Below are 26013 nucleotides of genomic sequence, written 5' to 3' on the forward strand. Positions count from 1 at the left end.
GGAACGGGTTCCGAGGGGGCACCGGGGACGGTCCCGGGGGCACACCGGGGACGGTCCCGGCGGAGTACGCCGGGTGACCGTTCCCTCACTCAGGCGACAGCATGTTTCCCCAGGTGCGCGGGGTTGTTACCGTCCTCGCCGACGTACCTGGGGAGGTGGTCGGGATGAGCGGGACGATCGCATTCGTACTGGCGGCGATGGGCTGTCTGGTCGGGGTGGGCGGCCTGGTGGTGGCCGTGGTGGCCTGGAACCGGACGCGTTCCCGCCCGCAGCAACGGGCCAAGGGGCCGGGCGACCCGCTGCGGGACCGGGACGCCGACGCGCTGCGCGGCGACCCGCGCCGGCTGAAGCCCGGTGACATCGTCGAGATCCGGGGCGTGTCGTACGCGGTGCGCGGCTCGATCCGCCTGGTCGAGGGCGGCTGGAGCTGGGCCGAGCACCTGCTCGACGACGCCGCCGGCGTGCGGCGCTGGCTCTCCGTCGAGGAGGACCCGGAGCTGGAGCTGGTGCTGTGGGGGGCCGAGCAGGGCGCCACCGTCACCCCGGGCGCGCCGACCATCGACTTCGCCGGCCGCCGCTACAACTGGAACGAGTCCGGCCAGGCGCGCTTCACCGCCGTCGGCAACACCGGGCTCGACCCGACCGGCACCATGCGGTACCACGACTACCAGGCGCCCGGCGGCGCCCGGCTCTCCTTCGAGGCGTACGGCGAGGCGGGCTGGGAGGTGGCGCTCGGTGAGCTGCTGCACCGCGGCGACGTGATGATCTACCCGCAGTCCGAGGTGGGCTGATGCTCGTCACCCTCGACGCCCCGTACGTCGACACCAGCGCCGCCGACCTCAGCCTGGCGCTCGACGACGTCGAGCGGCCCGCGCTGCACGTGCTCGACCTCGACCTGCCCGGCGGCGTCCGGCTGCGGCTGCGGCTGCTCGGCGCCTCGCACCAGGTGGTCCTGCACGCGCCCGGCGCCACGCTGACCGAGACGGTCGCCTGCCTGCCCGGCCGCCCGCCCGAGCTGCCGCCGGCGGTGCGGGACGAGGCGAGCGGCTACCACTTCACGGCGACCGTGCTGCGGCCCGCCGGCACGGGGCTGAGCGAGCAGGTCGCCGCCCTCCGCGCCGACCTGGCCGACGACCCGTACGCGCTGGTGGGTGTGTTCCCCGGCGACGTCGACGCGGTGACCGCGCTGGCGGTCCGCCCCGATCCGCCGGCCGGCACCCTCGCCTGGCGCACCTGGCACGCGTATCCCCAGACCAACGAGCTGGTCCTGACCGAGACGGTGGTGGCACTGCGATGACGTACCGACGCTGGTTCGTGGTGGGGGTGGCGTTCGCCGTCATCGGCGCCCTGGTCGCCGCCTTCGCCATCTTCTACGGCAGCTTCTCCCCGCGCGGCTACGTGGAGGACAAGTACAAGCGGGCGGCGAGCCACGACATCGGCCGCAACGCCGTCGCCTACACCTCGCCCCGCTCGCCGAGTCAGGTGGCGAAGGAGGTCACCGACGCGTGGCAGCCCGCCGACCAGTACGTCGACGGCAGCGGCGTCTACCTGCGCTACGACGACGACTCGGTGGTGATCCTGCCGATCGCCGCCGGCTCGGTGATCCTGCTGGAGCGCATGAGCACCGCCTATCCCCGCTACCACTCCACGGTCGGCTCCCACTGGGGCTGGGGCCGTGGCAGCACCGTCCGGGGCGGCGGCCCCGGCAGCGGCAAGTGACGCACCGACCCCCCTCACCCTGGAGCCTCCTGTGCAGACCCTCGTCACCGATCTGCTGGTCACCCTCGCCTACGGGGCGGTCGGTGTCCTGCTGATGGGCATCGGCTACGTCCTGGTGGACCTCGCCACCCCCGGCCGGCTCAACCAGCTGATCTGGACCGAGCGCAACCGCAACGCGGCGCTGCTGCTCGCCTCCAACCTGGCCGGCGTCGGCATCATCGTGGTCGCCGCGATCGCCGCCAGCGACGACGACTTCGTGCTCGGCATCGTCGGCGCGTCCGCGTACGGGATCCTCGGCCTGGTGATCATGGCGGCGGCCTTCGTGCTGCTCGACGTCGCCACGCCGGGCAAGCTCGGCGAGATCCTGGTCGACCAGCAGCCGCACCCGGCGGTCTGGGTCTCCGCCGTCGTGCACCTCGCCACCGGCGCGATCATCGCCGCCGCGATCAGTTGATGGCGACGGCGAAGAAGCCCGGCGGGCAGCAGGCGGCGGTCGCGAACGCGAACCAGGGCACCTGGATCGTCTGGGTAGTTATCGGTGTGATGGTCCTGTGCTGCGTGGGCATCGGCGTGTTCAACCGCAACGGGGGCGGGGACGACGTGCTGCCGCCGACCTCGCAGGAGCGCGGCGACACCGTGCCGATCCTCCAGCGCTCCAGCGCCAGCCAGGGCATCTGTTACGGCTGGGTGCTGCGGGACTTCTACAGGTACACCGACCTCAGCGTCGGGTCGAACCTCGGCGACGGGATCGCGGTCGAGGAGAACGCCGCCTGCCCGCGCTGGGTGCAGGTGGTCGCCCAGGTCGCGTACACCTCGGAGAGCAGCGAGAGCAACGACTTCGCCCGCATCACCGTGGAGACCTCCGACGACATCTCCACCACCGCCCGCTACCGCATGCAGAGCGGGCTGGAACGGCTCGGGCTGACCGAGGACGCCTTCGTCGACGAGCCCGGCTGGGCCGTCACCCGCGCCGCCGTCTCGCTGCCGTTGCTCGCCGCCGAGGCGGGTGTGGTGGAGCCGGCGCCGACCCCGGCGGCCGCGACGGCCGACGCGCCACCGCTGCCGGACGCCGGTAGCGACCTCTGGCGTGACCGCTGGGGCTACCTGCTCGCCGCGGTCGGCTTGCTGCTGTTCACCGCGCTGCTCTTCGCCGCCGGCTTCTGGCAGCGCGGCCGCCAGCGCCGCAAGGAGGCCGAACGGCAGGGGCGGACGAAGGACGTCCGGGCCGCCGGGCGTACGCCGGAGGGTCGGTGACCGTCGAGGCGCCGGCACCCGCGCGGTGGCGGCTGTCCCGCGCGGCGGTGCTCGTCGCGGTCTTCGTCTGCGCCGCCTGCGGCCTGGTCTACGAGCTGGCCCTGGTCGCCCTGGGCAGCTACCTGATCGGGGACACGGTCGGGCAGGCGTCGATCGTGCTCGGCGTGATGGTGTTCGCGATGGGCGTCGGCGCGCTCGCCGCCAAGCCGTTGCAGCCCCGGGCCGCCGCCGCGTTCGCCGCGATCGAGCTGGCCCTGGCCCTGCTCGGCGGCCTCTCCGTGCTCGGCCTCTACGCGGCCTTCGCGTGGCTGGACCTCTACGGCCCGGCGCTGATCGGCACCGCCTTCGTGCTCGGGCTGCTGATCGGCGCGGAGATCCCGCTGCTGATGGTGCTGCTGCAACGCATCCGGGAGCAGGCCGCCGGCAGCGCGGTGGCGGACCTGTTCGCCGCCGACTACGTCGGCGCGCTGCTCGGCGGGCTGGCCTTCCCGTTCCTGCTGCTGCCGGTCTTCGGCCAGCTCAAGGGGGCGCTGGTGGTCGGCGCGGTGAACGCCGTCGCCGGGCTCGCGCTGGTCTGCACGGTCTTCCGGCGGGAGCTGAGCCGCCGGGCCCGCGTCGCGCTCGGCGCCGGCAGCGTCGTGGTCTTCGTCAGCCTCGGGTACGCGTGGGTGACCGCGCACGACTTCGAGCTGACCGCCCGCCAGCAGCTCTACCGGGATCCGGTGGTGCACGCCGAGCGCAGCCGGTACCAGGAGATCGTGCTCACCCGCTCGGTCGCCGAGACCGGTCGCGCCGGCACCGACCTGCGGCTCTTCCTCAACGGCGACCTCCAGTTCAGCTCGGTCGACGAGTACCGCTACCACGAGGCGCTGGTGCATCCGGTGCTCAACGGCCCGCGTGGCGAGGTGCTGGTGCTGGGCGCCGGGGACGGCCTCGCCGTACGCGAGCTGCTGCGCTACCCGGACGTCCGGCGGATCACGGTGGTGGACCTGGACCCGGCGGTGGTGGCGCTGGCCCGCAGCGAGCCGCAGCTGCGCCGGCTCAACGGCGGGGCGCTCGACGACCCTCGGGTGCGGGTGGTGCACGCCGACGCGTTCGCCTGGCTGCGTACCGCCGCCGACCGGTTCGACGCGGTCGTGGCCGACCTGCCCGACCCGGACGAGACGGCCACCGCCAAGCTCTACACCGTCGAGTTCTACGCGCTGGTGCGGACGGTGCTCGCCGAGGGCGGCCGGCTGGTGGTGCAGTCCGGCTCGCCGTACTTCGCGCCCCGGTCGTACTGGTCGATCGAGGCGTCGCTGCGCGAGGCGGGCTTCGCCACCACGCCGTACCACGTGGACGTGCCGTCCTTCGGCGACTGGGGTTTCCTGCTGGCCGCGCCCGGCCCGACCGCGCCCGCCCTGGCCCTGCCGCCGGGCGCCCCCGGGCTGCGCTTCCTCGACGCGGCGACCCTGACCGCCGCCGGCAACTTCCCGGCCGACCGCCGCCGGGTGGACGTGCCGGCCTCCACCCTGCTCCAGCCCCGCGTGCTGGAGTACGCCCGCGCGGAGTGGCGCGGCTACTGAGACGCCCCGGCGGCCCGCGATCGCCGCCGTCCCGGCGGGTCAATGTCCGTCTGACGTGCCGGAGTGGCCCGACCTGGATACGGTGTGACCGCGATCTAGGGAAGGAGAATCATGGTCGATTCCCACAACACGCCGGCCCGCACCCGGCCGGGTGTGGTGACCATATCCACGTATCTGCTGTGGCTGTTCGCGCTCACCCAGCTGATCGGCCTCATCATCACGCTCTCCACCGTCGGCACCATCTCGCAGGTGCTCGACGACGCGTACCGGGGCACCGACGCCAACGGCACGCAGAACCTGGCCGACATCACCACGATGATCACCATCGGTGGCGCGGTCTTCGTGCTCCTGATCGCGGTCGTGCTGGCCGTGCTCGGGGTGTTCAACAACCGGGGCAGCAACGGGTCGCGGATCACCACCTGGGTGCTCGGCGGCATCATGGTCTGCTGCACGGGCGGCGGCCTGGTCAGCGGAGTGGGCGGCGGCATGGGCACCGGTCAGACGACCGGCGACGGGCCGAGCCCGGAGGAGATCCAGCGCCGCCTCGACGAGGCGCTGCCCGGCTGGTTCACCCCGGTCACCACGCTGCTCACCGTGATCGGGCTGCTCGCGCTGCTCGCCGCGCTGATCCTGCTGGCGCTGCCGAAGGCCAACGAGTTCTTCCGCAAGCCGAAGCAGGGCTGGGAGCCGCCGGTCCCGGGTGCGGCCTACCCGCAGTCCGGTGGCCAGCCCGGCTACCCGCAGTCCGGCCAGCCCGGCTACCCGCCCACGCCGGGGTACCCGCCGACGCCGGGCCAGCCGCAGTCGTCCGACCAGCCGGGCTACCCGCCGACCCCGGGCGACCAGCCGCCGTCCGCGCCGTACGGCGGGGACCAGCCGGGCCAGCCGGGATCGAACCCGGGTGGCGATCAGCCCGGGTCGGACCGTCCCGGGCCGACCCCGCCGCCGGTGAGTTGACCGGTCGATAACAGCGACGCCGACGGTCCCTCCGAGTAGGTTGCAACCCGACGCCTACCGGAGGGACTCGTCGTGTCGCACCCCGATCGGGCACCGGCCCGCCGCCCGGCCGTGGTCACGGCGGCCGTGGCGCTGCTGGCGCTGATGGCGGTCGCCGCCCTCGCGTACGCCGCCGCCGGTGTGGCGACGCGGGGCGGCACCGTCGACCGGTTCCGCGCCGCCGCCGGGGGCACCTCGGCGGGCCCGGACCAGATCGACCGGACGGTCACCCTGCTGGGCGTGTCCACCGTGCTGACGGCGGTGGTGAGCCTGCTCGCGGGGCTGCTCCTCGCCGGTCTCGCCCTCGGCCTGCGGGCCGGCCGGGACGGCGCCCGCACCGCGACCTGGGTGGTCTCGGGGCTGGGGCTGATCGCCGGGTGCTGCGGGCTCGCGTTGCTGGTCGGTCAGCGTGCCACCCCGCTGGGGTCGGGGGAGGACGACCGGGCGACGGCGGAACTCCTCGGCCTGCTCGCCGACGCCTACCCGTCCTGGTGGATTCCGCTGGGCGCGGGGCTTTCCGTCGGCCAGGTGCTCGGTTACCTTGTGGTAGCCGTGCTGCTGGCACTGCCGGCGGCGAGCGCCTGGTTCCGTCGGCGGCCCGCGCCGTCCGCCCCGCACCACCCTCCGGCGTCGCCCGCGCCGCCACCCGTCCAGCCCCCGCACCAGCCGCCCGGGGCGCCGCCCGCGCCCCCGTACCCGCCGAGGTAGGACCGCCCGTGACGCTCGACCAGCCGGCCAGCGAGCGGCGGGCCCTGATCACCGGAGCGACCGCCGGCATCGGTGCCGCCTTCGCCCGCCGGCTGGCCGCCGACGGCTGGCACCTGGTGCTGGTGGCCCGGGACGCGACCCGGCTGGCCGCGACGGCCGCCGAGCTGACCGCTCGGCACGGCCGGGAGGTCGAGACGATCCCGGCCGACCTGTCCACCGACGACGGTTGCGCGACGGTCGAGGGGCGGCTGGCCGAGGGGTCGCCGGTCGAGCTGCTTGTCAACAACGCCGGGATCAGCCTGAACACCCCGTTCCTGCGGTCCTCCGCCGAGGACGAGGCGCGGCTGCTGCGGCTCAACGTGCACGCCGTGATGCGGCTGACCCTCGCGGCCCTGCGTCCGATGACCGAGCGGCGCCGTGGGGCAGTGATAAATGTCTCTTCGGTGGCGGGCTTCGGCGCGGTCATGCCGGGTTCGACATACTCCGCCAGCAAGGCGTGGGTCACCAACTTCAGCGAGTCCGTCGGCCAGTCCGCCCGGCCCTTCGGCGTACGCGTGATGGCGCTCTGCCCCGGCTACACGCGTACGGAGTTCCACGAGCGCGCCGGCATCAACATGTCGAAGACGCCGGAGTGGATGTGGCTGCGGGCCGACGACGTGGTCGACGAGGCCCTGCGTGACCTGCGGAAAGGCAAGCTGGTCAGCGTTCCCGCGTGGAAGTACAAGCTCGCCGTGGCGGGACTGCGGCACGCGCCCCGGCGGCTGCTGGAAGCCGTCTCCCGGGACACCCGGGGCCGGATCGGCCGCGACGGCGGCTGACCGACGGGCCGGGGCCGGCTCGCCCCGTCGATCTTCGTCGATCGTCCGATATGTCCGGCTGAACGGTCGCTCAGCGTAGCCGGGCACCGCCACCCGCCCGTCGTCCCCAGGGCTGATCCCGGTGGACCCCGCACACGACTCCCAGACTTGAGCAGTACCCTCTATCGGCATGGGGGACCACGACGACCTGCGTAAATTCATCACTGACCTGGCGGTGGTCCACGGCCGGGTGGTGCTCTCCTCAGGCCGCGAGGCCGACTGGTACGTCGATCTACGTCGCGTCACGCTCCATCACCAGGCCGCTCCGTTGGTGGGGCGCGTGATGCGTGACCTGACGGCCGACTGGGAGTACGACGCGGTGGGCGGGCTGACCCTGGGCGCCGACCCGGTGGCGCTGTCGATGGTGCACGCCGCGTCCGGAACCGATCGCCCGGTGGACGCGTTCGTGGTCCGCAAGGCGGGTAAGACGCACGGGCTACAGCGCCGGATCGAAGGGCCGGACGTGGCCGGCCGGCGGGTGCTGGCGGTGGAGGACACCTCCACCACCGGGGGAAGTGTTTTGATGGCGGTCGAGGCCCTTCGCGAGGTCGGGGCCGAGATCGTGGGTGTGGCGGTTATTGTTGATCGAGGCGCCGGCGACGCGGTGCGAGCCGCCGGATTGCCGTATCGAGCGGCCTATACGTTGGCTGACCTCGGCCTTGTGGCGTAAAAGTCTGCCGATTCGGATCCGCCGATATGCAGGCGGATCGATGCTGCTGGTGGAAGGATGGAATACGTGGGAACTGCGTTGGCCGAAATGACTATGCCTCAGATCTCGCCGCTTGCCGGCGAGCCGATCGAACGTGCCGATGCCGAGCGTCTCGCGGGGGTCCTCAAGGCCCTCGCCGACCCCGCTCGACTTCGGCTGCTCAGCCTGATCCAGTCGGCACCCGAGGGCGAGGCGTGCGTGTGCGACCTGACCGCGCCCCTCGGCCTCTCGCAGCCGACGGTCAGTCACCACCTGCGTATCCTCACCGAGGCCGGCTTGCTGGAGCGGGAGAAGCGCGGTGTCTGGGCGTACTACCGGCTGGTGCCGACGGCGATCGCCACGATCGCCGATCTGCTGACCCCGCCGCGCAAGCGCGCCACCAAGAAGGCGCGCTGACCTTCACCGATCGTCCGGTGCCATCCCCCACCGGGGACGGCGCCGGACGGCCGGTCGGTCAGTGCTTGCCGTAGTGCTCGCGGGTCTCCCGGATCGCCTCCTCGGCGGCGGCCCGCTCCTGCGGGGTGGTGCCACGCCTGGCGGCCAGCCACGCCCGGAGCAGTTCGATGGCGATCGGAATCACCGAGATCAGCACGATGCCGATCAGGATCATTTCGATGTTCGCCTTGACGAACGGGATCTGGCCCAGGAAGTAGCCGAGCACGGTCACGCCCGTGCCCCAGAGCACGCCGCCGATCACGTTGTAGATCACGAACGTGCGGTAGTTCATCCGGCTGACCCCGGCGACGATCGGCGTGAACGTCCGCACGATCGGCACGAAACGGGCCAGCACGATGGAGCGCGCGCCGTACTTCTCGAAGAACTCGTGCGCCTTGAGCACGTTCTCCTGCTTGAACAACCTCGAGTTCGGCCGGCGGAACAGCGCCGGGCCGACCTTGCGGCCGAACGCGTACCCGACCTGGTCGCCGGCGATCGCCGCGATGGTGATGAGCAGGCAGACCAGCCACAGCGGGTAGGTGATGTACTTCCCGTCCGCGGTGAGCAGCCCCGCCGTGAACAGCAGCGAGTCCCCCGGCAGGAAGAACCCGATCAGCAGGCCGGACTCGGCGAAGACGATCACCAGGATGCCGATCAGCCCGAATGTCGAGATCAACACCTCTGGATCGAGCCAGCTCGGCCCCAGGGCCAGGGTGGTGGTGGGCGTCGGCACGAGGCGACCTCCGATGTATGCCGGTCGGTGACGGATCGTCCGTAGTCTAGGTGGCTGCCCGCCGCGCCGGTGCTCGACGTCACACCGCGCGAGCTGCCGCGCCGCCTCAGCGGGGCGCCACGACGAGCGTCTGCACCGCGCCCCCCACGGTGCCCTCGGCGTCGGCCAGCCGGCTCGCCGCGACGCCGGACCCGTGCGGCCCGATCGTGGTGTCCGAGTCGAGCAGGAGCCACTCGCCGCGCGGCGGCCGGTGCAGGGTCACCGTCAGGTCGACGTTCACGAACAGCCAGCGGGCCAGGTCCAGCCGGGCGCTCACCCCGCTGCCCGAGTCCGCCACCAGCAGCGCCAGCTCCGCCGGGCGGACGGGCTCGCCGGGCAGCAGCGGAATCCGGGGCCGTACCCACACCCGGGCCGGGCCCGGCTCGGCGAACGCGCCGGAGACGAAACGCCACTGCATGGCGGACAGGTAGCCGGCGGAGTGCGCGGCGGCCCAGTGCTCCGGCTCGGCGCCCGCGTCCGGCCCCGGCACCGGCGGCCCGTCGTCGGCCGTCGCGGGCGTCGGCTCGGCCGGGGCCAGGATGCGCCAGCCCCGGGCGTGCAGCACCTCCTGCCCGCCGGCCTCCGCGACCCCCTCCACCAGCGTGATCCGCCGGCCGGCCCGGACCGTACGGACCCGCACCGTCAGCTCAGCCACCGGCACCGGGCGCAGGATGTCCACCGACACGCGGGTGAGGAGCTGGCCGTCGACCGGGTCGTGCCCGGCGAGCGCGCGGGCGAGCAGGGCCGACGGCGGGCCGGCGTGCTGGGCGGCCGGATCCCACGGGCCGGCGGTCGCCGGGGTGGACCCGAACCGGCCACCGCCGGCCGGCTCGTAGAACGCCTCGTACGTGGTCATGGCCGGCGACCATACCCGCGACCAGCGACGGCCGACAGCGTCCCGCCGCCCGCCGGTGACGGTCTCCCGCTGCCGCCCGGCACCGGCCGGGTGACGGCCGCCGCCGGCTGCCGGCACCCGGCACCCGCTGTCACAGCCGGGGGTCGACCGGCTCGGACTCGCAGGCCAGGATGGCGAAGACCAGCTCGTGCCGGCGCCACAGCGGGGCGCCGGCGACCAGCGCGTCCAGCGCCGCCAGCCCCAGCGCGTGCTCGCGCAGCGCCAGCCCGCGCTTGCGCCCCAGGGACCGGCGGCGCAGCGCGGCGAGCTGCTCCGGCTCGTCGTACCCCGGACCGTAGATGATCCGCAGGTACTCCCGCCCCCGGCACTTGATGCCCGGCTGGAGCAGCGAACCCCGCTCGCTGCGGGCGGCCGGGCCGGCGTACGGCTTCACCACCATGCCCTCGCCCCCGGCCGCCGTCAGCGCCAACCACCACTCGGTGGCCGCCGCCTCGGCGGCCGGATCGGCCAGGTCGACGACCTGGCGACGGGTCGGCGTGAAGAACTCCGGATCGGCGGCGCAGAGCCGGTCGGCCAGCCCCAGGTGCCAGGCGTGGTCCCGGTCGGCGTAGCTGGCCTTCGCGCCGGCCAGCACCGCGAACGGGGCCAGGGTCACCCCGCGCAGCCCGTCGGTCGGCCCCACGTACGCCCGGTAGGCGTCCGAGTAGGCCAGGATCTCGTCGCGGCGGCGGGCCATCCGGTCGCGCAGCCCGTCGACGGGCAGGCCCCGACCGACCGCCGCCTCCAGCGCGGCCAGCGCCGCCGGCAGCGCGGCCCGGCCGGCGGCGCCGACGCCGGCGTACTGCTCGCGGATCAGGCCGCCCGCCTTTGCCGACCAGGGCAGCAGCTCGCAGTCGAGCAGCAGCCAGTCGGTCCCCAGCTCGTCCCAGAGCCCCGCCCCGCCGACTGCCGCGCGCACCCGGTCGAGCAGTTCCGCGTCGAGCGGCGCGCCGAAGAACGGCCGGCCGGTGCGGGTGTGCACCACCCCGCCGCCCGGGCCGAAGGGCCCGCCGTCGGGCTCCCGGCAGACCAGCACCACCGCCCGCGAGCCCATGTGCTTCTCCTCGCAGACCACCCGGTCCACGCCCGCCGCGCGGTAGTCGGCGAACGCCTGCGCCGGGTGCTCCAGGAAGCCGCCCGCCGTGGCCGTCGAGCAGGGGGCCATCGTCGGCGGCAGCCAGGCCAGCCAGCGCGGGTCGACCGCGAAGCGGCTCATCACCTCCAGCGCGGCGGCCGCGTTCTCCGCCGGCACGGTCAGCGACCCGTACGCGTGCTCGACGTGCCGCCGGCCGGTCACGTCGGTCAGCTCCAGCACCTGGTCGGGCCGGGCCGGGGCGGCGGTCAGCGGGCGCACCGGGGCGTACCACTCCCGCTCCGCCGGCACCGAGACCAGCTCCTTCTCCGGGTAGCGCAGCGCGGTGAGCCGGCCGCCGAAGACGCAGCCGGTGTCGACGCAGATGGTGTTGTTCACCCACTCCGGCACGGCGGCCGGCGTGTGCCCGTAGACCACCATCGCCGAACCCCGGTACTCCCGCGCCCACGGGTAACGCACCGGCAACCCGTACTCGTCGGTCTCGCCGGTGGTCTCGCCGTACAGCGCGAACGAGCGCACCCGGCCCGACGCGCGGCCCTGGTAGGCCTCCTTCAGCCCGGCGTGCGCGACCACCAGCCGGCCGCCGTCGAGCACGAAGTGGCTGACCAGGCCGTCGATGAAGCCCGCCACCTCGGCCACGAAGGCGTCCGGCTCCGCCGCCAGCTGCTCCATCGTCTCGGCCAGCCCGTGGGTGAGCCGCACCTCGCGGCCGCGCAGCCGGCGCAGCAGCTTCTGCTCGTGGTTGCCGGGCACGCAGATCGCGTGCCCGGCGCCGACCATGCCCATCACCAGGCGGAGCACGCCGGGGGAGTCCGGGCCGCGGTCCACCAGGTCACCGACGAAGACGGCGGTACGCCCCGACGGGTGCGTCGCGTCCACCGGCCGGCCCCGCTCGTCGCGGCGCAGCTCCCAGCCGAGCCGGACGAGCAGCGCCTCCAACTCGGCGCGGCAGCCGTGCACGTCGCCGACGATGTCGAACGGCCCGGTCAGCTCCCGCCGGTCGTTGAAGAGCTTCTCGTAGCGGATCTCGGCGGCGTCGATCTCCTCGACGCCGCGCAGCACGTGCACCTTGCGGAAGCCCTCCCGGGCCAGCAGCTTGTACGACCGGCGCAGGTCGCGCTGCATCCGGGCGAGCACCTGCCGGCCGAAGGCGCGGTCGGCGCGGCCCTCGGTGCGTTCCCAGGCCAGCGCCTCGGGCACGTCCAGCACGACGGCCACCGGCAGCACGTCGTGCTCGCGGGCCACCCGCACCAGGGCGGCCCGGGCGTGCGGCTGGAGATTGGTCGCGTCGACCACCGTGAGCCGGCCCCGGCGCAGCCGCGTGGCGGCGACGTGGTGCAGCGCGTCGAAGGCGTCGGCGGACGCGGACTGGTCGTTCTCGTCGTCGGCGACCATCGCCCGGAACATGTCGGAGGAGAGCACCTGGCTGGGCGCGAAGTGCCGGCGGGCGAAGGTGGACTTGCCGGAGCCGGAGACGCCGACGAGTGCGACCAGGGCCAGCTCGGGGATGTCGAGGGTGGTCACGGGTTCTCCTTCCGGGTCAGCACGACGAGCTGGGTGGGGGCGCCTACCTCGGGATCGTCGTCGCCGACCCCGCTGATCGCGGCGGTGTAGCCGTACGTGGTGGACACCCGGTCGACCCAGGCGGCGAACTCCGCGCGGGTCCACTCGAAGCGGTGGTCGGCGTGCCGGAACCGCCCGGCGGGCAGCCCCTCGTAGCGGACGTTGTACTCGGCGTTCGGCGTGGTCACCACGACGGTGGCCGGCCGGGCGTGCCCGAGCACGGCGTCCTCCAGCGCCGGCAGCCGGGGCGGATCGACGTGCTCGATCACCTCCATCAGCACCGCCGCGTCGTACCCGCGCAGCCGGTCGTCCCGGTAGGTCAGCGCGGACTGCCAGAGCCGGATCCGGTCCCGCTGCCGCTCGGGCAGCCGGTCCAACCGCAGCCGCCGGGCGGCCAGGGTCAGCGCGTGCGTGGACACGTCGGTGCCGACGATCTCGGTGAACCGGCGGTCGCCGACCAGCGCGGCGAGCAGGGCACCGCCGCCGCAGCCGAGATCCAGCACCCGGCTCGCACCCGCCCCGCCCAGCGCGCCGAGCACCGCCTCCCGCCGGCGCGCGGCCAGTGACGCCCGGCGGGCCGTGGCCTGCCCGCCCTCCCCGGTCGCCCCGTCCGTGGTCGTGCCGTCCCCGGTCGCCTCGTCGGCGGTCGTACCGTCGGCGGCCGGCTCGTCGGTCGGGTGCCGCTCGGCCAGGCGGGCCAGGGCCAGCCCGGCCAGCGCCCGCCGGTGCGCCAGGTAGCGACGGGTGATCATGTCGCGCTCCGGATGGTCGGCCAGCCAGCCCTCGCCGGCCCGGAGCAGCTTGTCCACCTCGTCCGGGGCGACCCAGTAGTGCTTGGCGTCGTCCAGCACCGGCAGCAGGACGTAGAGGTGGTTGAGCGCGTCGGCGACGCGCAGCGTGCCGGTCAGCGTCAGGTCGACGTACCGGCTGTCGCCCCACTCCGGGTGCCGCTCGTCGAGCGGGATCGGGGCGGCGGTCACCGTCCAGCCGAGCGGGCCGAACATCCGGACCGCCACGTCCGCGCCGCCCCGGCAGCGCAGCACCGGCACCCGCACCTCCAGCGGGATCGGCGTACGGGCCAGCTCGGGGCGCTCGCGGGACTCGCCGCGCAGGGCCGAGCGGTACACCTTGGACAGCGCGGAGGAGAGCAGGCTGGACGCCGCGTAGGGCCGGTCGTTGACGTACCGCCCGAGGGTGAAGCTGTCGGGGGTCGGGGCCTGCTGCCGGCCGCGGTCCTTGCCCCGCACGCCGGCCAGCCGCAGCGGGTCGACGTCGAGCAGCAGGGCGGCGGTGCAACGCTGCTCGCCCGCCTCCGGGTAGAACACGTGCGCGGTGCCGACCGGCACGTCGAAGGAGTGGGCGCGGTCGGGGTGCTTGACCAGCAGGTGCCCGAGGTCGGTCGCCGGCCGGTGCGTGGTGGTCAGGGTGAGCAGCACGCGCCCATGGTCTCAGCCTCGTCGATCTTGCGTCGTCCCGTTTTCCGGTGCTTGCGGTGGGGTTTCCGGGGGAGCCCCGCCCGCTCCGGGCCGTCAGGCTTGATCCCTGCGCGGGCGGGGCTCCCCCGGAAACCCTTCGTGGTCCGGTTCGTCCGGTCGTGTCGGTCCCGGCGCGGGGTGGGGGCGCGTGCGGTCCGGGTGGGGTCTGGGGTGGGGGCGGGTGCTGTCGGGGTGGGGGCCCGGGGTGGGTGTCGGGGTGGGTGTGGATGTGGCGGTGCCCCGCCGGCCTGGGGTCGACGGGGCACCGGTGGCGCGGGTGGATCAGGAACCGCCGCTGCCCGGTCGGCCCCCGGCGGGCAAACATCGACCGAACGGCTGACCAGTCGCCGCAACGTTCCGCCCGCCCGCCTCCGTCATCAGGAGCAGGAGCCCGGGAGGTGCAGTGACGTACGAGGAGTTCGCCGACTCGCGGCTGGCCGCGCTGCTGCGGTACGCGGTCATGCTGACCGGCGACCCGCACCAGGCGCAGGACCTGGTGCAGGACACCATGGTCCGGGTCCAGCTCAACTGGCGTCGGGTGGCCCGTGCCGACTCGCCCGAGCGTTACGTCCGCCGGATGCTGACCAACCAGTACGTCGACTGGCGGCGCGGCTCCTGGGTGCGTCGGGTGCTGCTGCGCGCCGAGCCCGACGACGCGGTGCCGGTGCGGGTCGACCACGCCCAGCACGCCGTCGACCGGGACCAGGTCTGGTCCTGGCTGTCCCGGTTGCCGCGCCGGCAGCGGGCCACGCTGGTGCTGCGCTACTACGAGGACCTGCCCGACGCGGAGATCGCCGACATCCTCGGCTGTGCCGTCGGGACCGTCCGTTCGTCCATCTCCCGCGCCCTGGCCACGCTGCGCGCCGAACACGTGGAGGCCTGCTCATGATCGAGGACGACCTGCGTGCCGCCTTCGCCCGGCACGAGGCCCTGACCCCGCCCGCCGGTCCGCTGCGCTCCGCCATCGACCGGCTCGCGGCTGCCCGTCGCCGTCGCCGGCTGCGGCTGCGGGCCGGCGGCGCCGCGCTGGCCCTGCTCGGCGTGCTCGGGATCGGGGTACCCCAGCTCGCGCCCGACCGGGTCGCCGAGGACGCCACCCTGCTCGCCGAGCCCGCCGGGCCGGCGCCGACGGGCGCGCTGAACATCCTGCTGCTCGGCGTGGACGGTGCGGCGGAACGTCCTTACCGGCTGGCGGACTCCGTCCTGCTGGTGCACATCCCGGGGGACCGCAGCCGGCCGTACCTCATCTCGCTGCCCCGCGACCTGGCGGTGCCGATTCCCGGGCGCGGGACCGACAAGCTCAACGCCGCCTTTCTGCACGGCGCCGGCGAGCCCCGGCCCGACCTGGGGCGCGGCTACGACCTGACCCGCCGGGTGGTCACCGACCTGACCGGCGTACGCGTCGACGCCGGCGCGGTGCTCACCTACCCGGTGCTGCGCCGGCTCACCGACGAGGTCGACGGTGTGGAGGTCTGCCTGCCGCGCGAGGTGCGCTCCACCCACACGAAGCGGGTCTTCCCGAGCGGCTGCCAGCGGCTCGACGGCGCCTCCTCCGTCGACCTGCTGCGGCAGCGGCGGGGACTGCCCGAGGGCGGGCTCGACCGGGACCGGCACGCGCAGCTCTTCGCCGCCGGGCTGATCCGCCGGGCGGGTGAGCAGGGCGTGCTGACCAACCCGGTCAGGACCCTCGCCCTGGCCGACATCGTCGGTGCGAACCTGGTCGTCGGCGGTGCGGACCTGTCACTGGTGGATCTGCTGAAGGTGCTTCCGGACCTGGGGTCCGTCGATCCGGTCGGGCTCAGTCTCCCGGTCGGGCCGCCGGACGACCTCGGCTGGCGGCTGTCACCGGACCCGGCGGAAGCGCCCGCGTTCCTCGCGGCGTTGCGGGAGGACCGGTTGGCGCAGTGGGTGGCGCAGCATCCGGATCAGGTCAACCGCACCCGCTGACACGCGGGCCGGCCACCACCGCATCGTCCGGTGGCGGCCGGCCCGCGTGCGGCTCAGCGGTAGTCCTCCTCGTCGGCACCGACCACCCGCGCCTGCTCCATCGCGTCCCAGTCGTCGACCTCCAGGCCACGGCGCGGCTCGGTGTCGGCGTCGCCGGGGTCGATCGCGGCGGCCTGCTCGACCGCGTCGGCCGGCTCCGCCTCCATGTCGCGTTCCTCGGGGCTGAGGTGGTCGCTGGGTGCGAAGTCCTCTTCGGGCTGACCCATATCAGTCCCTCCCGGGATCTCAGCGGACAGTTCCCCACACACCGTACGGGCTGCGCCCGCCCGCCGCTCGGAAGCCGAGTCGACCGAATCGCCCCACCGGCCGCCGCCCCCGGTGCCAGGATGGGACGGTGGGCTTCCTGATCCGGTTGGCGATCACCGCCGTCGCGCTGTGGATCACCACGCTGATCGTGCCCGGGGTGGAGGTGAGCGGCCGCTCCGGCACCACCACCGCTGTCACGCTCGTCGTCGTGGCCCTGATCTTCGGCGTGGTGAACGCGGTGCTCAAGCCGCTGATCAAGGTGTTCGGCTGCGTCTTCTACCTGCTCACCCTCGGTCTGTTCGCGCTGGTGGTCAACGCCCTGCTGTTCCTGCTGACCGACCGGATCGCCCGGGCGCTGGACCTGCCGTTCCACGTGGACGGTTTCTGGGCCGCGTTCTGGGGCGCCATCGTGATGGCCGTGGCGACCTGGTTGATCAGCGTCGTCGTGCCCGACAGGTGGGAGGGGCGGTGAGGCGGTGCCAGGAACCGGGCGCGTACCGGGTCGGTTGTGCCGGCCCAGGCCTTCTACGGGATACTGCCGACGGTGGACAGCGCGGTCCGGCGCACCCAGGGACAACAGCGGCCGGTGACGGCCGAGAGCGGTAAGTAAGGAGCGTTCGACATGCCCATCGCTTCCCCCGAGACCTACGCGGAGATGCTGGACCGCGCCAAGGCCGGCCGGTACGCGTACCCCGCGATCAACGTGACGTCCTCGCAGACCCTGAACGCGGCGCTGAAGGGCTTCGCCGACGCGGAGAGCGACGGCATCATCCAGGTCTCGACCGGTGGCGCGGAGTACCTCTCCGGCTCCTCCGTGAAGGACATGGTCACCGGCGCGGTGGCGTTCGCCGCGTACGCGCACGAGGTCGCCAAGAAGTACCCGGTCAACATCGCCCTGCACACCGACCACTGCCCGCAGGAGAAGCTGGACAAGTTCGTCCGGCCGCTCATGCGGATCTCCAAGGAGCGGGTGGCCGCCGGCCAGGAGCCGCTGTTCCAGTCGCACATGTGGGACGGCTCGGCCGTGCCCGTGGCGGAGAACCTGGAGATCGCGGCCGAGCTGCTCGACCGGGCCGCCGAGGCCAAGATCGTCCTTGAGATCGAGGTCGGCGTGGTCGGCGGCGAGGAGGACGGCGTCGAGAACGCCATCAACGACAAGCTCTACACCACGGTCGAGGACGGCCTGGCCATGGTGGAGGCGCTCGGCCTGGGCGAGAAGGGCCGCTACATGGCGGCGCTGACCTTCGGCAACGTGCACGGCGTCTACAAGCCGGGCAACGTCAAGCTCCGTCCCGAGATCCTCAACCAGATCCAGGAGGCGGTCGGCGCCAAGTACGGCAAGGAGAAGCCGCTCAGCCTGGTCTTCCACGGCGGGTCCGGCTCGCTGCTGTCGGAGATCCGCGAGGCGCTGGACTACGGCGTGGTGAAGATGAACATCGACACCGACACCCAGTACACCTTCACCCGGCCGGTCGCGGACCACATGTTCCGCAACTACGACGGCGTGCTCAAGGTGGACGGCGAGGTCGGCAGCAAGAAGCTGTACGACCCGCGGGTCTGGGGCAAGGCCGCCGAGGCCGGCATGGCCGCCCGCGTGGCGGAGGCCTGCGAGCACCTGCGCTCGACCGGCACCACGCTGGCCAAGTGACACGCTGACGCGTACCGCCGACGGCCGGCTCCCCACCCGGGGGCCGGCCGTCGCCGTGTCCGCAGCCGTCAGGGCGTCGCGGTGAGCACCCGGACGGCCTCGTGGACGTCGTCGGTGAGGTGCACCGAGGACGACACGTCGCCGTACGGCGAGGCGGCCAGCAGCGGCCGCAGCAGCGACTCCACCGGAAGCTCGTGCGTCCAGTACGCGCGGTCCAGGAAGACGTACGCGCCGCTGGCCCCGTCGGTGCAGTAGTAGGTCTTGGTGGCGGCCTGGAACACCTCCTGCACCGTGCCCGCCCGCCCCGGGGCGAAGACGATCCCACCCCGGGCCAGCCGCAGGATGGTGTCCTCGCGGATGGCGTTGGAGAAGTACTTGGCGATCCGGCCGGCGAACAGGTTCGCCGGCTCGTGCCCGTACAGCCAGGTCGGGATGGCCAGCCCGCCCGCGCGCGCCCAGTCCACGTCGCCGCCCGCCAGCTTCGCCGAGTCGGCGCGGGACACGCTGCCGGGATCGGCGGCCCGGGGCCGGGGCGGCACCACCGGCTGGCCGTAGCGCTCCCGGACCCGCAGCGCCGCCGCCGTGTAGCGGTCGTGGTCGGTGAAGTCCGGCACCTCGGCGAGCAGGTCGATCGCGGCGTCCAGATCCTCGATCGGCCGCAGCGCGAGGTAGGCGCCGAGGTTGGCGGCCTCCATCACCCCGGGGCCGCCGCCGGTCACCACCAGCCGGTCGGCCCGGGCCAGCTCCCAGCCCAGCACCGCCGCCATCCGGTACGGCGCACTGCCGCGCGGCACCGCGTGCCCGCCCATGATGCCGACCACCGACTGCGGCCCGTGGGTGGCCAGCCAGGCGCGGGTGGCGTCGGCCAGCGCGTTGTCCACGCCGTGGTCGTGCAGCCGCTGACCGAGCGCCTCCCGGACGTCCGGCAGCGCCCCGCCGTGCGCCCGGAAGTGCTCGTAGACCCGGGTGTCGTACATCCCGGCGAACCCGCCCTCTTCGAAGCCGGCGGCCAGCTCCTCCGGCGTGTAGAGGTGGGACGGCTGGGTCGGGTAGGGCAGCCCGGAGAACGGCGGCACCACGTTGGCGCCGCGCCGGACCAGGTCGGCGCCGACCTCCCGGGAGGCGAAGCGGCACCCCACGAAGAGGGTGCCGGTCACCTCGACGGCGGTGAGGTCGGGGATGGGGCCGAGGTCGAGCCGCAGCCCCTGCACGGTCAGCCCGACGAGGCTGCCGGTGGTCAGCCGCCTGTCGAACTCGGCGCGGGTCTCGATCTCGTCGGTGCAGGTGTGCGGCTCGATGACGTCCGCGGGAGGTGGGGTCGGCACCCTGGCCATCCTGCCCCGCCGGGTCAACCGGCCAAACCTGGGAAACCTCCGCACCCCGGCGATCCCGCCGCTGAAGGCCGCCCGACCTGCGCGTCACCGGACCCCGGTCCGCGTCGGACCCCGGCCTGCGCGTCGCCCGACCTGCGCTGGACCGACGGGAGCCCGGCGGCCGTGACCACCGGGCTTCCGCGGTACCGGGTCCTGGGGAGGCTCCGGACCAATAGTTGTAGTCGAAAGCCTCGGCCCGGGGCATGGGCCGCAGGCGTGACCAACTCCTCAGCCGTTCAGCCAGTCGGCTCGCCCAACCCCCTCGCGCGCCCCGGGGCGAAGCGGGTTGAATGGGGCGATGCAGAACCTGTTGCCGGAACCACCGGCCACCCTTCTCCCCGCGCACGACGAGGCCGACGCCGCCCTGGCCGCCGCCGAGCAGGCCGGCAGCGACGAGGCGCACGCCGAGGTGGCGGCGCGCTTCCCGACCTACAGCGCCGGCTGGGGTGCGCTGGCCGCGCGGGCTCTCGCCGCGGGCCAGGTCATCCCGGCGTACGCCTACGCGCGCACCGGCTACCACCGGGGCCTGGACCAGCTGCGCCGCAGCGGCTGGAAGGGATTCGGTCCGGTGCCGTGGTCGCACGAGCCGAACCAGGGCTTCCTGCGCTGCCTCTACGTGCTGTCCCGGGCCGCCGACGAGATCGGCGAGTCGGACGAGGCGGCCCGCTGCGCCCAGTTCCTCCGCGACTGCGACCCGGCCGCCGCGGACGCGCTGGCGAGCAACTGACGTCGGGCCGACGGCCGGCGCGGCTCAGTCCCGCCCGGCCGTCGGCTCGTCCGGTGCCCGGCGGTCCCGGCACGTCGTCCACCTGGCGACGCCGCCGGGACGCCGGGCGGCGTCACCAGGGCAGACCGGCGACTTCCTACAACCCCTCCGCGACGGCGGCGGCGATCTTCAGCCAGGCGTCCCGGGTGGCCGCGGAGAGCCCTCCGTACCGGATCGGCTCGCCGGTGTCGATGAGGCGCTCGTACGGCGCGAGCAGCACCGCCCGGGTGCGGGCCGCGAAGTGCTCCTGGATCGCCGGCAGGTCGATCTCCTTGCGCGACGGCGGCATGGAGACCACGGTGACCGCCTGCCGGACCAACCGCTGCCGGCCGCTCTGCTCCAGGTGGTCCAGCATCCGGGCGGCCGTCTCCGCCGAGTCGTTGCGGGCCGACATGGTGACCACCAACTGGTCGGTGGCGTCCATCGCGGCCTGCCAGTTCTGGGCCCGGACGTTGTTGCCCGTGTCCACGAAGATCAGCTTGTAGAACCGGCTGACCACCTCGCGGATCTCGGCGAACGCGGCGGCGGTGAGCATCTCGCCACCCGTGGCCGACTCGTCCGAGGCGAGGACGTCGAACATCCCCTCGCCCTGCGAGCGGACGTACTGCGACAGGTCGCCCACCCGCCCGTGCGCGCCCTGGAACTGGCCCAGGTCGCGCAGCATGTCCCGCACCGTACGGGAGTGGAAGTCCTGCTGGGCGCGCATCCCGAGGGTGCCCTGGGTCTCGTTGTTGTCCCAGGCCAGCACGTAGCCGCCGCGCTTCTGGCCGAACGTCATCGCCAGCAGCAGGATGGCCACCGTCTTGCCGGCACCGCCCTTCGGGTTCACCACGGTCACCTGGCGCAGCCCGCCGAAGTTGCGGCGTACGGTCTCGATGTCCCGCCGCAGCTCCTGCTCGTGCCGCCCCGGCGGCAGCCGCAGCCCCATCCGGTTGGCCACCGCCCGTACGCCCATCGTGGCCACCGGGTCGGCGGGCCGGACCTGCCGGCGGCGTGCGAAGTCCTCGGCCGTCGGCGGGTCGGTGATCGCCGGGTGCCAGTTCGCGTCGGGCTGTGCCGGCGGCACCGCCGTGACCCCCTCGGCCGGCTGGTACGCCTGCTGCGGAGCCGGGGCGTGACCGCCCGGGGCGGCCTGCTGCCAGGGCGGCGGATGCCACCCGGGCGGGTACGGACCGGGCGGCGTCGGGCCGCCCTGCTGCGGCGGGTACGGCCCCGGCGGCCCGGCCTGCTGCTGCGGGTACGGCCCGGCCTGTTGCTGTGGGTACGGCCCGGCCTGCTGCGGCGCGTAGGGCCCGGGCGGCGCGGACTGCTGCGTCGCCGCCGGGTCGGACCCGACGCCCTGCTGCGTCGCCGCCGGGTCGGGTCCGAGGCCCTGCTGCGACGCCGTCGGGTCGGACCCGAGTCCCTGCTGTGACGCCGCCGGGTCGGGTCCAAGGCCCTGCTGCGGCACCGTCGGGTCGACATCGAAGTCCTGCTGTGACGTCGCCGGGTCGGGCCCGGGGCCCGGCGCGGGCCCGATTGGCACGCCCTGCCCCGCCGAATCGTGCGGGAACGGGACATGGGGCGCACCCGCCTGAAGCGGGCCCTGCCGGAGCGGGCGCTGGTCGGCCGGACCCTGCCGGAGCGGGCCCTGGTCGGCCGGACCCTGCGGGGGGATGCCCTGGTCGACCGGGCCCGGCTGGGCCGGTTGCTGGTGGTGGAGGGCCTGTCGGAGCGCGGCGCCCTGGTGTGTGGGCGCGGGACCGGTCGCGCCGGACACCGGTCCGGGCTCGGCCGACGCCGTGGCGGGTCGCTGCGGCGGCTGCGCCCACGGCGACTCAGTCGGCATCCGCGCCCCGCCGCCGTTGACCGGGCCGCCGCTGGTCGCCACGCCGCCGCTGGTCGCCAGGCCACCAGCACCCCCGTTCGCGGAGCCGCCAGCACCCCCGTTCGCGGGGTCGCTGGCACGGCCACTCGTCGGGCCGCCGGCGCTGTCACTCGTCAGTTCGCTGGCACTGCCACCCGTCGGTTCGCCGGCACTGCCATTCGTCGTCCCGCCCGAACCGCCATCCGTCGGGCCGGCACTCCCGATCGTCGGGCCGCCGTTCGCCGGGTCCCCGGTCTCGTCCCCGCCCGTCGCCGGCCTGCCGCCCGCCGGGGCGTCGCCGGCCCGGTGCGGGCCGTCGGCCCCGGCGGATCCGCCAGGGTCGGGCGCGGTGCCGTGCGTCGGGGCGTCGCCGGTCCGGTGCGGGCCGTCGGCCCCGGTAAATCCGCCGGGGCCGGGCGCGGTGTCGTGGGACGGCGGGTTGCCCGGGGAGGCGTCGGCCGCGGCGGACGGCGAGGCACCGTCCTGCCGCCCGGCGAATCCCAGGGCCGGCTCGCCCGGACCGGCGCCGGTCCGGGCGGTGGCCAAGGGGCGCGGGGACGTCACCGGGACGGGTAGGGCCGGCTGGTCGAGGCTGAAGGGCATGTCGAGGTCTACCCGGGCGGGACCGGTCTGCGGAGCCCGGGGAGCGGGCACGCCGCCTTCGGCTGCCACCGACGAACCTCCGCCCATCCCGACTGTCGTGCGGTCGCCGGCAGGGCCGGGGGCGGGTGGGCCGGCCGCGCCAAGGCCCGGGCTCGGGATCGGGCTTGGTATCGGGCCCTGCGGCACCGTCGGGCCCGTGGGGGCGTTCGGGGCGTTCGGGGTGGCCGGTGGGGCCTGCGCGGCGGGTGTCGGCGGTGCCCAGGCCGAGGCGTCCGGCCCCCATCCCGGCGCCGGGGCCGATGGAGGGCCCGAGGCCCCGACCGCTGGATGGGCGGAGGCCCAGGTCGGTGGGTGGCCCGGGGCCGCGGTCGGCGGGTGGCCCGAGGCTGCGGCGGGCGGAGGCCCGGGGGCCACGGCGGGCGGAGGCCCCGGGGCCACGGCCGGTGGAGGCCCCGGGACTGCGGCCGGCGGATGGCCCGGGACTGCGGGCGGTGGGGGCGACCAGCCGGTGTTCGCGCCCTGCGCGGCGGTCGCTCCCGTGCCGGGGAGCGGCACCCCGCCGTTCAGGGACGGGTAGTCGGCCGGCGAGGGCGGGTGACCCGGCCGGCCCTGGGGCGGGACGGCGGACGGGGGCGCGGCGGTAGACGCCCAGGGCGGCGTGTCGGTGCCGTCGATCTGCTCCGGCGGCCAGAGTGGTTCGATGTCCCGCTCCGGAATCGGCTGCTGGCCGGGCACGTGGACCCGGTCGACGTTCTCGTCCACCACGGTTCCTCCCCATTCCTCCTGCCGAGGATAGGCCCAGTGGCCGCGCCGGGTCGGCCGTCGCGGGCCGGCCGCGTCGGTCGCGTCGGGGACGCCGAGGTCAGCTCGCCCAGACCGCCCAGGCGCCTGGTTCGGTCCACCAGGACCGCTTCCGGCTCAGCTCACCCTCGGCCCCGTCGTCGAGGAACGGGACCTTCCCCTCGCGGGGCAGCACGGCCACGGCCCGCCCCCGGGCGCGTCGTACCTCCAGCCGCACCCGCTTCCTGCCCAACGCCGAGCGGGTCACCACGGGAACGGCGACCGCCACCTCGACCAGCCCGTCCGTCGGGTCCGGGTCGCCGAGCAGGGCCACGTCGTCGAGCCGGGCGTATCCGCCCGCGTTGCCGATCGCGCAGGCCAGCAGCGGATCGTCGCCGTTCGAGAGCACGGCGTCGTCCACCTCCACCCGACCGCGCCAGTGCAGCGGCCGGCCGCTGTCGTCGGCGGCGCCGAGGAGCGCGCCGTCCAGGGTCACCGAGCCGCCGTCGTTGCGCAGCAGGTCCAGCCGGCGGGGCCTGCCGTCCAGCACCGCGGCGGCCACCGCCGCCGGGTCGCGGGGCAGCCCGAGCTGCGCCGCCAGGTCACGGTGCGTCGTGCTCCGCGCCGGATCGAGCGGGAGTACGCCGATCGGCGGCAGGTCCGGCACCGTCCGGTTGCCGGGCAGGTCGTCGGGGCGGCGGCTGGGCGGTGGGGCGTACCGCCGGACGAGCCGGCGCACGACGGCGCGCAACTGGGCGTCACTGGCCGAGGCGACCACGAGCCGGGCCTTGGTGTCCGGATCGGGCCAGGTGAGGCCGTCCGGGCGGGGTGGGCCGTCGAACCGGGCCAGCACCTCGTCGATCTCGGCGTCGGAGCGGGCGGTGACCGTCTCGACCCGGGCACCCCGGGCGGTGAGCGCCTCCGCGCAGGCCAGCACCGGCACCCGCGGGGTGTCGCAGCGCCCGTCGGCCGTCGCGCCGTCGGCGGGGGCGCAGACGTCGGCCGTCGTGCCGCCGGTCGCGCTGTCGGTCGGGCCGGCCCCGTCCTGAGGCGCCGCGCCGCAGCAGCCGCCGCTGCCGCAGGCCCCGCCGGGCGCGTCGCGCTCCGAGCCGAGGGTGAGCAGCACCACGTCGTACACGGAAAGGCCTCCTGCCTCCCGACGCGACCCCTGCCGGCCGCGCCGCCACTACTTGTTAGCCTGACACCCCGGGCTCGCTGACCGGTCGCCACCTGGCACCCGAGCCTTCTGGAGGCGAAGAGATGCCAGCGATCGTGCTCCTCGGTGCCCAGTGGGGCGACGAGGGCAAGGGCAAGGTTACCGACCTGCTGGGTGGGCGGGTCGACTACGTCGTGCGCTACTCCGGCGGCAACAACGCCGGCCACACGGTGATCACGCCGGACGGCCAGAAGTACGCGCTGCACCTGATGCCGTCAGGGGCGCTCTCCCCGAGCGCGATGATCGTCATCGGCAACGGCGTGGTGGTCGACCCGAAGGTGCTGCTGGCCGAGATCGACGGGCTCGCCGAGCGCGGGGTCGACGTCAGCCGCCTGCGGATCTCCGGCGACGCGCACCTGATCATGCCGCACCACCGGGCCCTCGACCGGGTCGTCGAGCGCTACCTCGGCAGCTCCCGCATCGGCACCACCGGCCGGGGCATCGGCCCCGCGTACGGGGACAAGGTCGCCCGGATGGGCATCCGGCTGCAGGACCTGCTCGACCCGGGCATCCTGCGCAAGAAGCTGGAACTGGCGCTGCGCGAGAAGAACCAGCTCCTGTTCAAGATCTACAACCGCAAGGCGATCGACGTCGAAGAGACCGTCGAGGAATACCTGCGGTACGCGGAGCGGCTCAAGCCGTACATCGCCGAGACCCGGGTCATGCTCTGGGACGCGCTGGACCGCGGCGAGACGGTCCTGCTGGAGGGTGCCCAGGCCACCATGCTCGACATGGACCACGGCACGTACCCCTTCGTGACCTCGTCGAACCCGACGGCCGGCGGGGCCTGCGTGGGCGCCGGCATCCCGCCGACGGCGATCAGCAAGGTGATCGCGGTCAGCAAGGCGTACACCACGCGGGTCGGCTCCGGGCCGTTCCCGACGGAGCTCTTCGACGACAACGGGCAGCACCTGCGCAAGATCGGCCACGAGTACGGCACCACCACCGGCCGGGAGCGGCGCTGCGGCTGGTTCGACGCCGTCGTCGCCCGGTACGCCTGCCGCCTCAACGGCGTCACCGACCTGGTGGTCACCAAGCTGGACGTGCTCACCGGCCTGCCGAAGGTGCCGATCTGCGTCGGGTACGAGATCAACGGCGAGCGCTTCGACGACATGCCGATGACCCAGACCGACTTCCACCACGCGACTCCGATCTACGAGGAGCTCGACGGCTGGTGGGAGGACATCACCAAGGCGAGGACCGAGGACGAGCTCCCGGAGAACGCCCGCCGCTACATCGCCCGCATCGAGGAACTCTGCGGCACCCGCGTCAGCGTCGTCGGCGTAGGCCCGGGCCGCGAAGAAAACGTCCTCCGCCACCCCCTCCTCCCCTAACCCCACCCCCACCCCGGGACCCTGCGCGGTGATCAAGAAGTTTGCGTCCTGACCCGGCCCGGATCCGGACGCAAACTTCTTGATCAGACGAGCGTGGCGTCGAGGTCCACACGGAGATCGGGTTATCCACAGGGAGGGCGGGGTTGTCCACAG

General features: G+C 74.3%; 25 protein-coding genes. 17 read left to right on the forward strand and 8 right to left on the reverse strand.

Features of this window, described 5'->3' with window-relative positions; all coding sequences use genetic code 11:
- The first annotated feature begins 164 nt into the window (after positions 1 to 164).
- From ACLQ22_RS12535 to ACLQ22_RS12585, 11 genes are all read left to right on the forward strand, one after another.
- Positions 165 to 791: a DUF4178 domain-containing protein gene (locus tag ACLQ22_RS12535; protein ID WP_366641397.1), complete on the forward strand. Its 627-nt coding sequence runs from the start codon at positions 165 to 167 to the stop codon at positions 789 to 791.
- Complete coding sequence (locus ACLQ22_RS12540; protein WP_121397276.1) at positions 791 to 1297, forward strand: DUF2617 family protein; 507 nt, start codon at positions 791 to 793, stop codon at positions 1295 to 1297. Before ACLQ22_RS12535 ends, ACLQ22_RS12540 begins: the two co-directional genes overlap by 1 nt.
- The gene (locus ACLQ22_RS12545; RefSeq protein WP_089002665.1) at positions 1294 to 1719 is read left to right on the forward strand and encodes a DUF4247 domain-containing protein; all 426 of its coding nucleotides are present in this window, start codon (positions 1294 to 1296) and stop codon (positions 1717 to 1719) included. Before ACLQ22_RS12540 ends, ACLQ22_RS12545 begins: the two co-directional genes overlap by 4 nt.
- Before the next feature lie 31 nt (positions 1720 to 1750).
- Entirely contained in the window at positions 1751 to 2173 is a 423-nt protein-coding gene (locus tag ACLQ22_RS12550) for a DUF350 domain-containing protein (protein WP_089002664.1), read from the forward strand.
- Positions 2173 to 2973, forward strand: coding sequence for a hypothetical protein (locus tag ACLQ22_RS12555; protein WP_425692409.1), 801 nt, complete (start codon positions 2173 to 2175; stop codon positions 2971 to 2973). The genes ACLQ22_RS12550 and ACLQ22_RS12555 overlap by 1 nt, the downstream gene beginning before the upstream one ends.
- Positions 2970 to 4538 (forward strand): polyamine aminopropyltransferase, encoded by a 1569-nt coding sequence (locus ACLQ22_RS12560; RefSeq protein ID WP_121397272.1) that lies wholly within the window; start codon positions 2970 to 2972, stop codon positions 4536 to 4538. Before ACLQ22_RS12555 ends, ACLQ22_RS12560 begins: the two co-directional genes overlap by 4 nt.
- Before the next feature lie 111 nt (positions 4539 to 4649).
- Positions 4650 to 5495, forward strand: a complete 846-nt coding sequence (locus ACLQ22_RS12565) for a hypothetical protein (protein WP_425692410.1) — start codon at positions 4650 to 4652, stop codon at positions 5493 to 5495.
- A gap of 72 nt (positions 5496 to 5567) precedes the next feature.
- Positions 5568 to 6242, forward strand: a complete 675-nt coding sequence (locus ACLQ22_RS12570; protein WP_425692411.1) for a hypothetical protein — start codon at positions 5568 to 5570, stop codon at positions 6240 to 6242.
- 8 nt (positions 6243 to 6250) lie between these two features.
- A complete protein-coding gene (locus tag ACLQ22_RS12575; protein ID WP_425692412.1) occupies positions 6251 to 7060 on the forward strand; it encodes an SDR family NAD(P)-dependent oxidoreductase in 810 nt (269 codons plus the stop codon).
- 169 nt (positions 7061 to 7229) lie between these two features.
- Positions 7230 to 7769, forward strand: coding sequence for an orotate phosphoribosyltransferase (locus tag ACLQ22_RS12580; protein WP_425692413.1), 540 nt, complete (start codon positions 7230 to 7232; stop codon positions 7767 to 7769).
- 57 nt (positions 7770 to 7826) lie between these two features.
- Entirely contained in the window at positions 7827 to 8204 is a 378-nt protein-coding gene (locus ACLQ22_RS12585) for an ArsR/SmtB family transcription factor (protein ID WP_007073957.1), read from the forward strand.
- A gap of 58 nt (positions 8205 to 8262) precedes the next feature.
- Here the strand turns inward: ACLQ22_RS12585 and ACLQ22_RS12590 are convergent, their stop codons facing one another.
- The 4 genes from ACLQ22_RS12590 to ACLQ22_RS12605 form a co-directional block, all read right to left on the reverse strand.
- A complete protein-coding gene (locus ACLQ22_RS12590) occupies positions 8263 to 8976 on the reverse strand; it encodes a DedA family protein (RefSeq protein ID WP_425692414.1) in 714 nt (237 codons plus the stop codon).
- Between the two features lie 106 nt (positions 8977 to 9082).
- Positions 9083 to 9871 (reverse strand): thioesterase family protein, encoded by a 789-nt coding sequence (locus ACLQ22_RS12595; protein WP_425692415.1) that lies wholly within the window; start codon positions 9869 to 9871, stop codon positions 9083 to 9085.
- Positions 9872 to 10001: 130 nt separating this feature from the next.
- Complete coding sequence (locus ACLQ22_RS12600; RefSeq protein WP_425692416.1) at positions 10002 to 12527, reverse strand: polynucleotide kinase-phosphatase; 2526 nt, start codon at positions 12525 to 12527, stop codon at positions 10002 to 10004.
- Complete coding sequence (locus ACLQ22_RS12605; protein ID WP_425692417.1) at positions 12524 to 14002, reverse strand: 3' terminal RNA ribose 2'-O-methyltransferase Hen1; 1479 nt, start codon at positions 14000 to 14002, stop codon at positions 12524 to 12526. Before ACLQ22_RS12605 ends, ACLQ22_RS12600 begins: the two co-directional genes overlap by 4 nt.
- A gap of 442 nt (positions 14003 to 14444) precedes the next feature.
- Here ACLQ22_RS12605 and ACLQ22_RS12610 point away from each other — a divergent pair, with 442 nt between their 5' ends.
- The gene (locus ACLQ22_RS12610) at positions 14445 to 14930 is read left to right on the forward strand and encodes a SigE family RNA polymerase sigma factor (protein ID WP_121397263.1); all 486 of its coding nucleotides are present in this window, start codon (positions 14445 to 14447) and stop codon (positions 14928 to 14930) included.
- Positions 14927 to 15988 (forward strand): LCP family protein, encoded by a 1062-nt coding sequence (locus tag ACLQ22_RS12615; protein ID WP_425692418.1) that lies wholly within the window; start codon positions 14927 to 14929, stop codon positions 15986 to 15988. The genes ACLQ22_RS12610 and ACLQ22_RS12615 overlap by 4 nt, the downstream gene beginning before the upstream one ends.
- A 53-nt stretch (positions 15989 to 16041) precedes the next feature.
- Here ACLQ22_RS12615 and ACLQ22_RS12620 read toward each other — a convergent pair whose 3' ends face one another.
- Positions 16042 to 16254: a hypothetical protein gene (locus ACLQ22_RS12620; RefSeq protein ID WP_121397261.1), complete on the reverse strand. Its 213-nt coding sequence runs from the start codon at positions 16252 to 16254 to the stop codon at positions 16042 to 16044.
- Positions 16255 to 16382: 128 nt separating this feature from the next.
- On the opposite strand from ACLQ22_RS12620, the gene ACLQ22_RS12625 reads away from it, so the two are divergent.
- On the forward strand, positions 16383 to 16766 hold the full coding sequence (locus ACLQ22_RS12625) for a phage holin family protein (RefSeq protein ID WP_425692419.1): 384 nt from the start codon (positions 16383 to 16385) through the stop codon (positions 16764 to 16766).
- Between the two features lie 150 nt (positions 16767 to 16916).
- Positions 16917 to 17942 (forward strand): class II fructose-bisphosphate aldolase, encoded by a 1026-nt coding sequence (gene fbaA, locus ACLQ22_RS12630; RefSeq protein ID WP_357869893.1) that lies wholly within the window; start codon positions 16917 to 16919, stop codon positions 17940 to 17942.
- Positions 17943 to 18010: 68 nt separating this feature from the next.
- Here the strand turns inward: fbaA and ACLQ22_RS12635 are convergent, their stop codons facing one another.
- Complete coding sequence (locus tag ACLQ22_RS12635; protein WP_425692420.1) at positions 18011 to 19267, reverse strand: LOG family protein; 1257 nt, start codon at positions 19265 to 19267, stop codon at positions 18011 to 18013.
- Between the two features lie 346 nt (positions 19268 to 19613).
- Here ACLQ22_RS12635 and ACLQ22_RS12640 point away from each other — a divergent pair, with 346 nt between their 5' ends.
- Positions 19614 to 20042 carry a DUF3151 domain-containing protein gene (locus ACLQ22_RS12640; protein WP_121397257.1) on the forward strand — a complete coding sequence of 143 codons (429 nt, stop codon included), beginning with the start codon at positions 19614 to 19616 and terminating at the stop codon, positions 20040 to 20042.
- 136 nt (positions 20043 to 20178) lie between these two features.
- Here ACLQ22_RS12640 and ACLQ22_RS12645 read toward each other — a convergent pair whose 3' ends face one another.
- On the reverse strand, positions 20179 to 21606 hold the full coding sequence (locus tag ACLQ22_RS12645; RefSeq protein WP_425692421.1) for a chromosome partitioning protein: 1428 nt from the start codon (positions 21604 to 21606) through the stop codon (positions 20179 to 20181).
- A 1786-nt stretch (positions 21607 to 23392) separates the two neighbouring features.
- Complete coding sequence (locus ACLQ22_RS12650; RefSeq protein ID WP_425692422.1) at positions 23393 to 24448, reverse strand: hypothetical protein; 1056 nt, start codon at positions 24446 to 24448, stop codon at positions 23393 to 23395.
- A gap of 122 nt (positions 24449 to 24570) precedes the next feature.
- On the opposite strand from ACLQ22_RS12650, the gene ACLQ22_RS12655 reads away from it, so the two are divergent.
- Complete coding sequence (locus tag ACLQ22_RS12655) at positions 24571 to 25860, forward strand: adenylosuccinate synthase (RefSeq protein WP_121397255.1); 1290 nt, start codon at positions 24571 to 24573, stop codon at positions 25858 to 25860.
- Positions 25861 to 26013: the final 153 nt, after the last annotated feature.

The sequence above is a fragment of the Micromonospora sp. DT178 genome (assembly GCF_049841695.1).
Lineage (GTDB): Bacteria > Actinomycetota > Actinomycetes > Mycobacteriales > Micromonosporaceae > Micromonospora.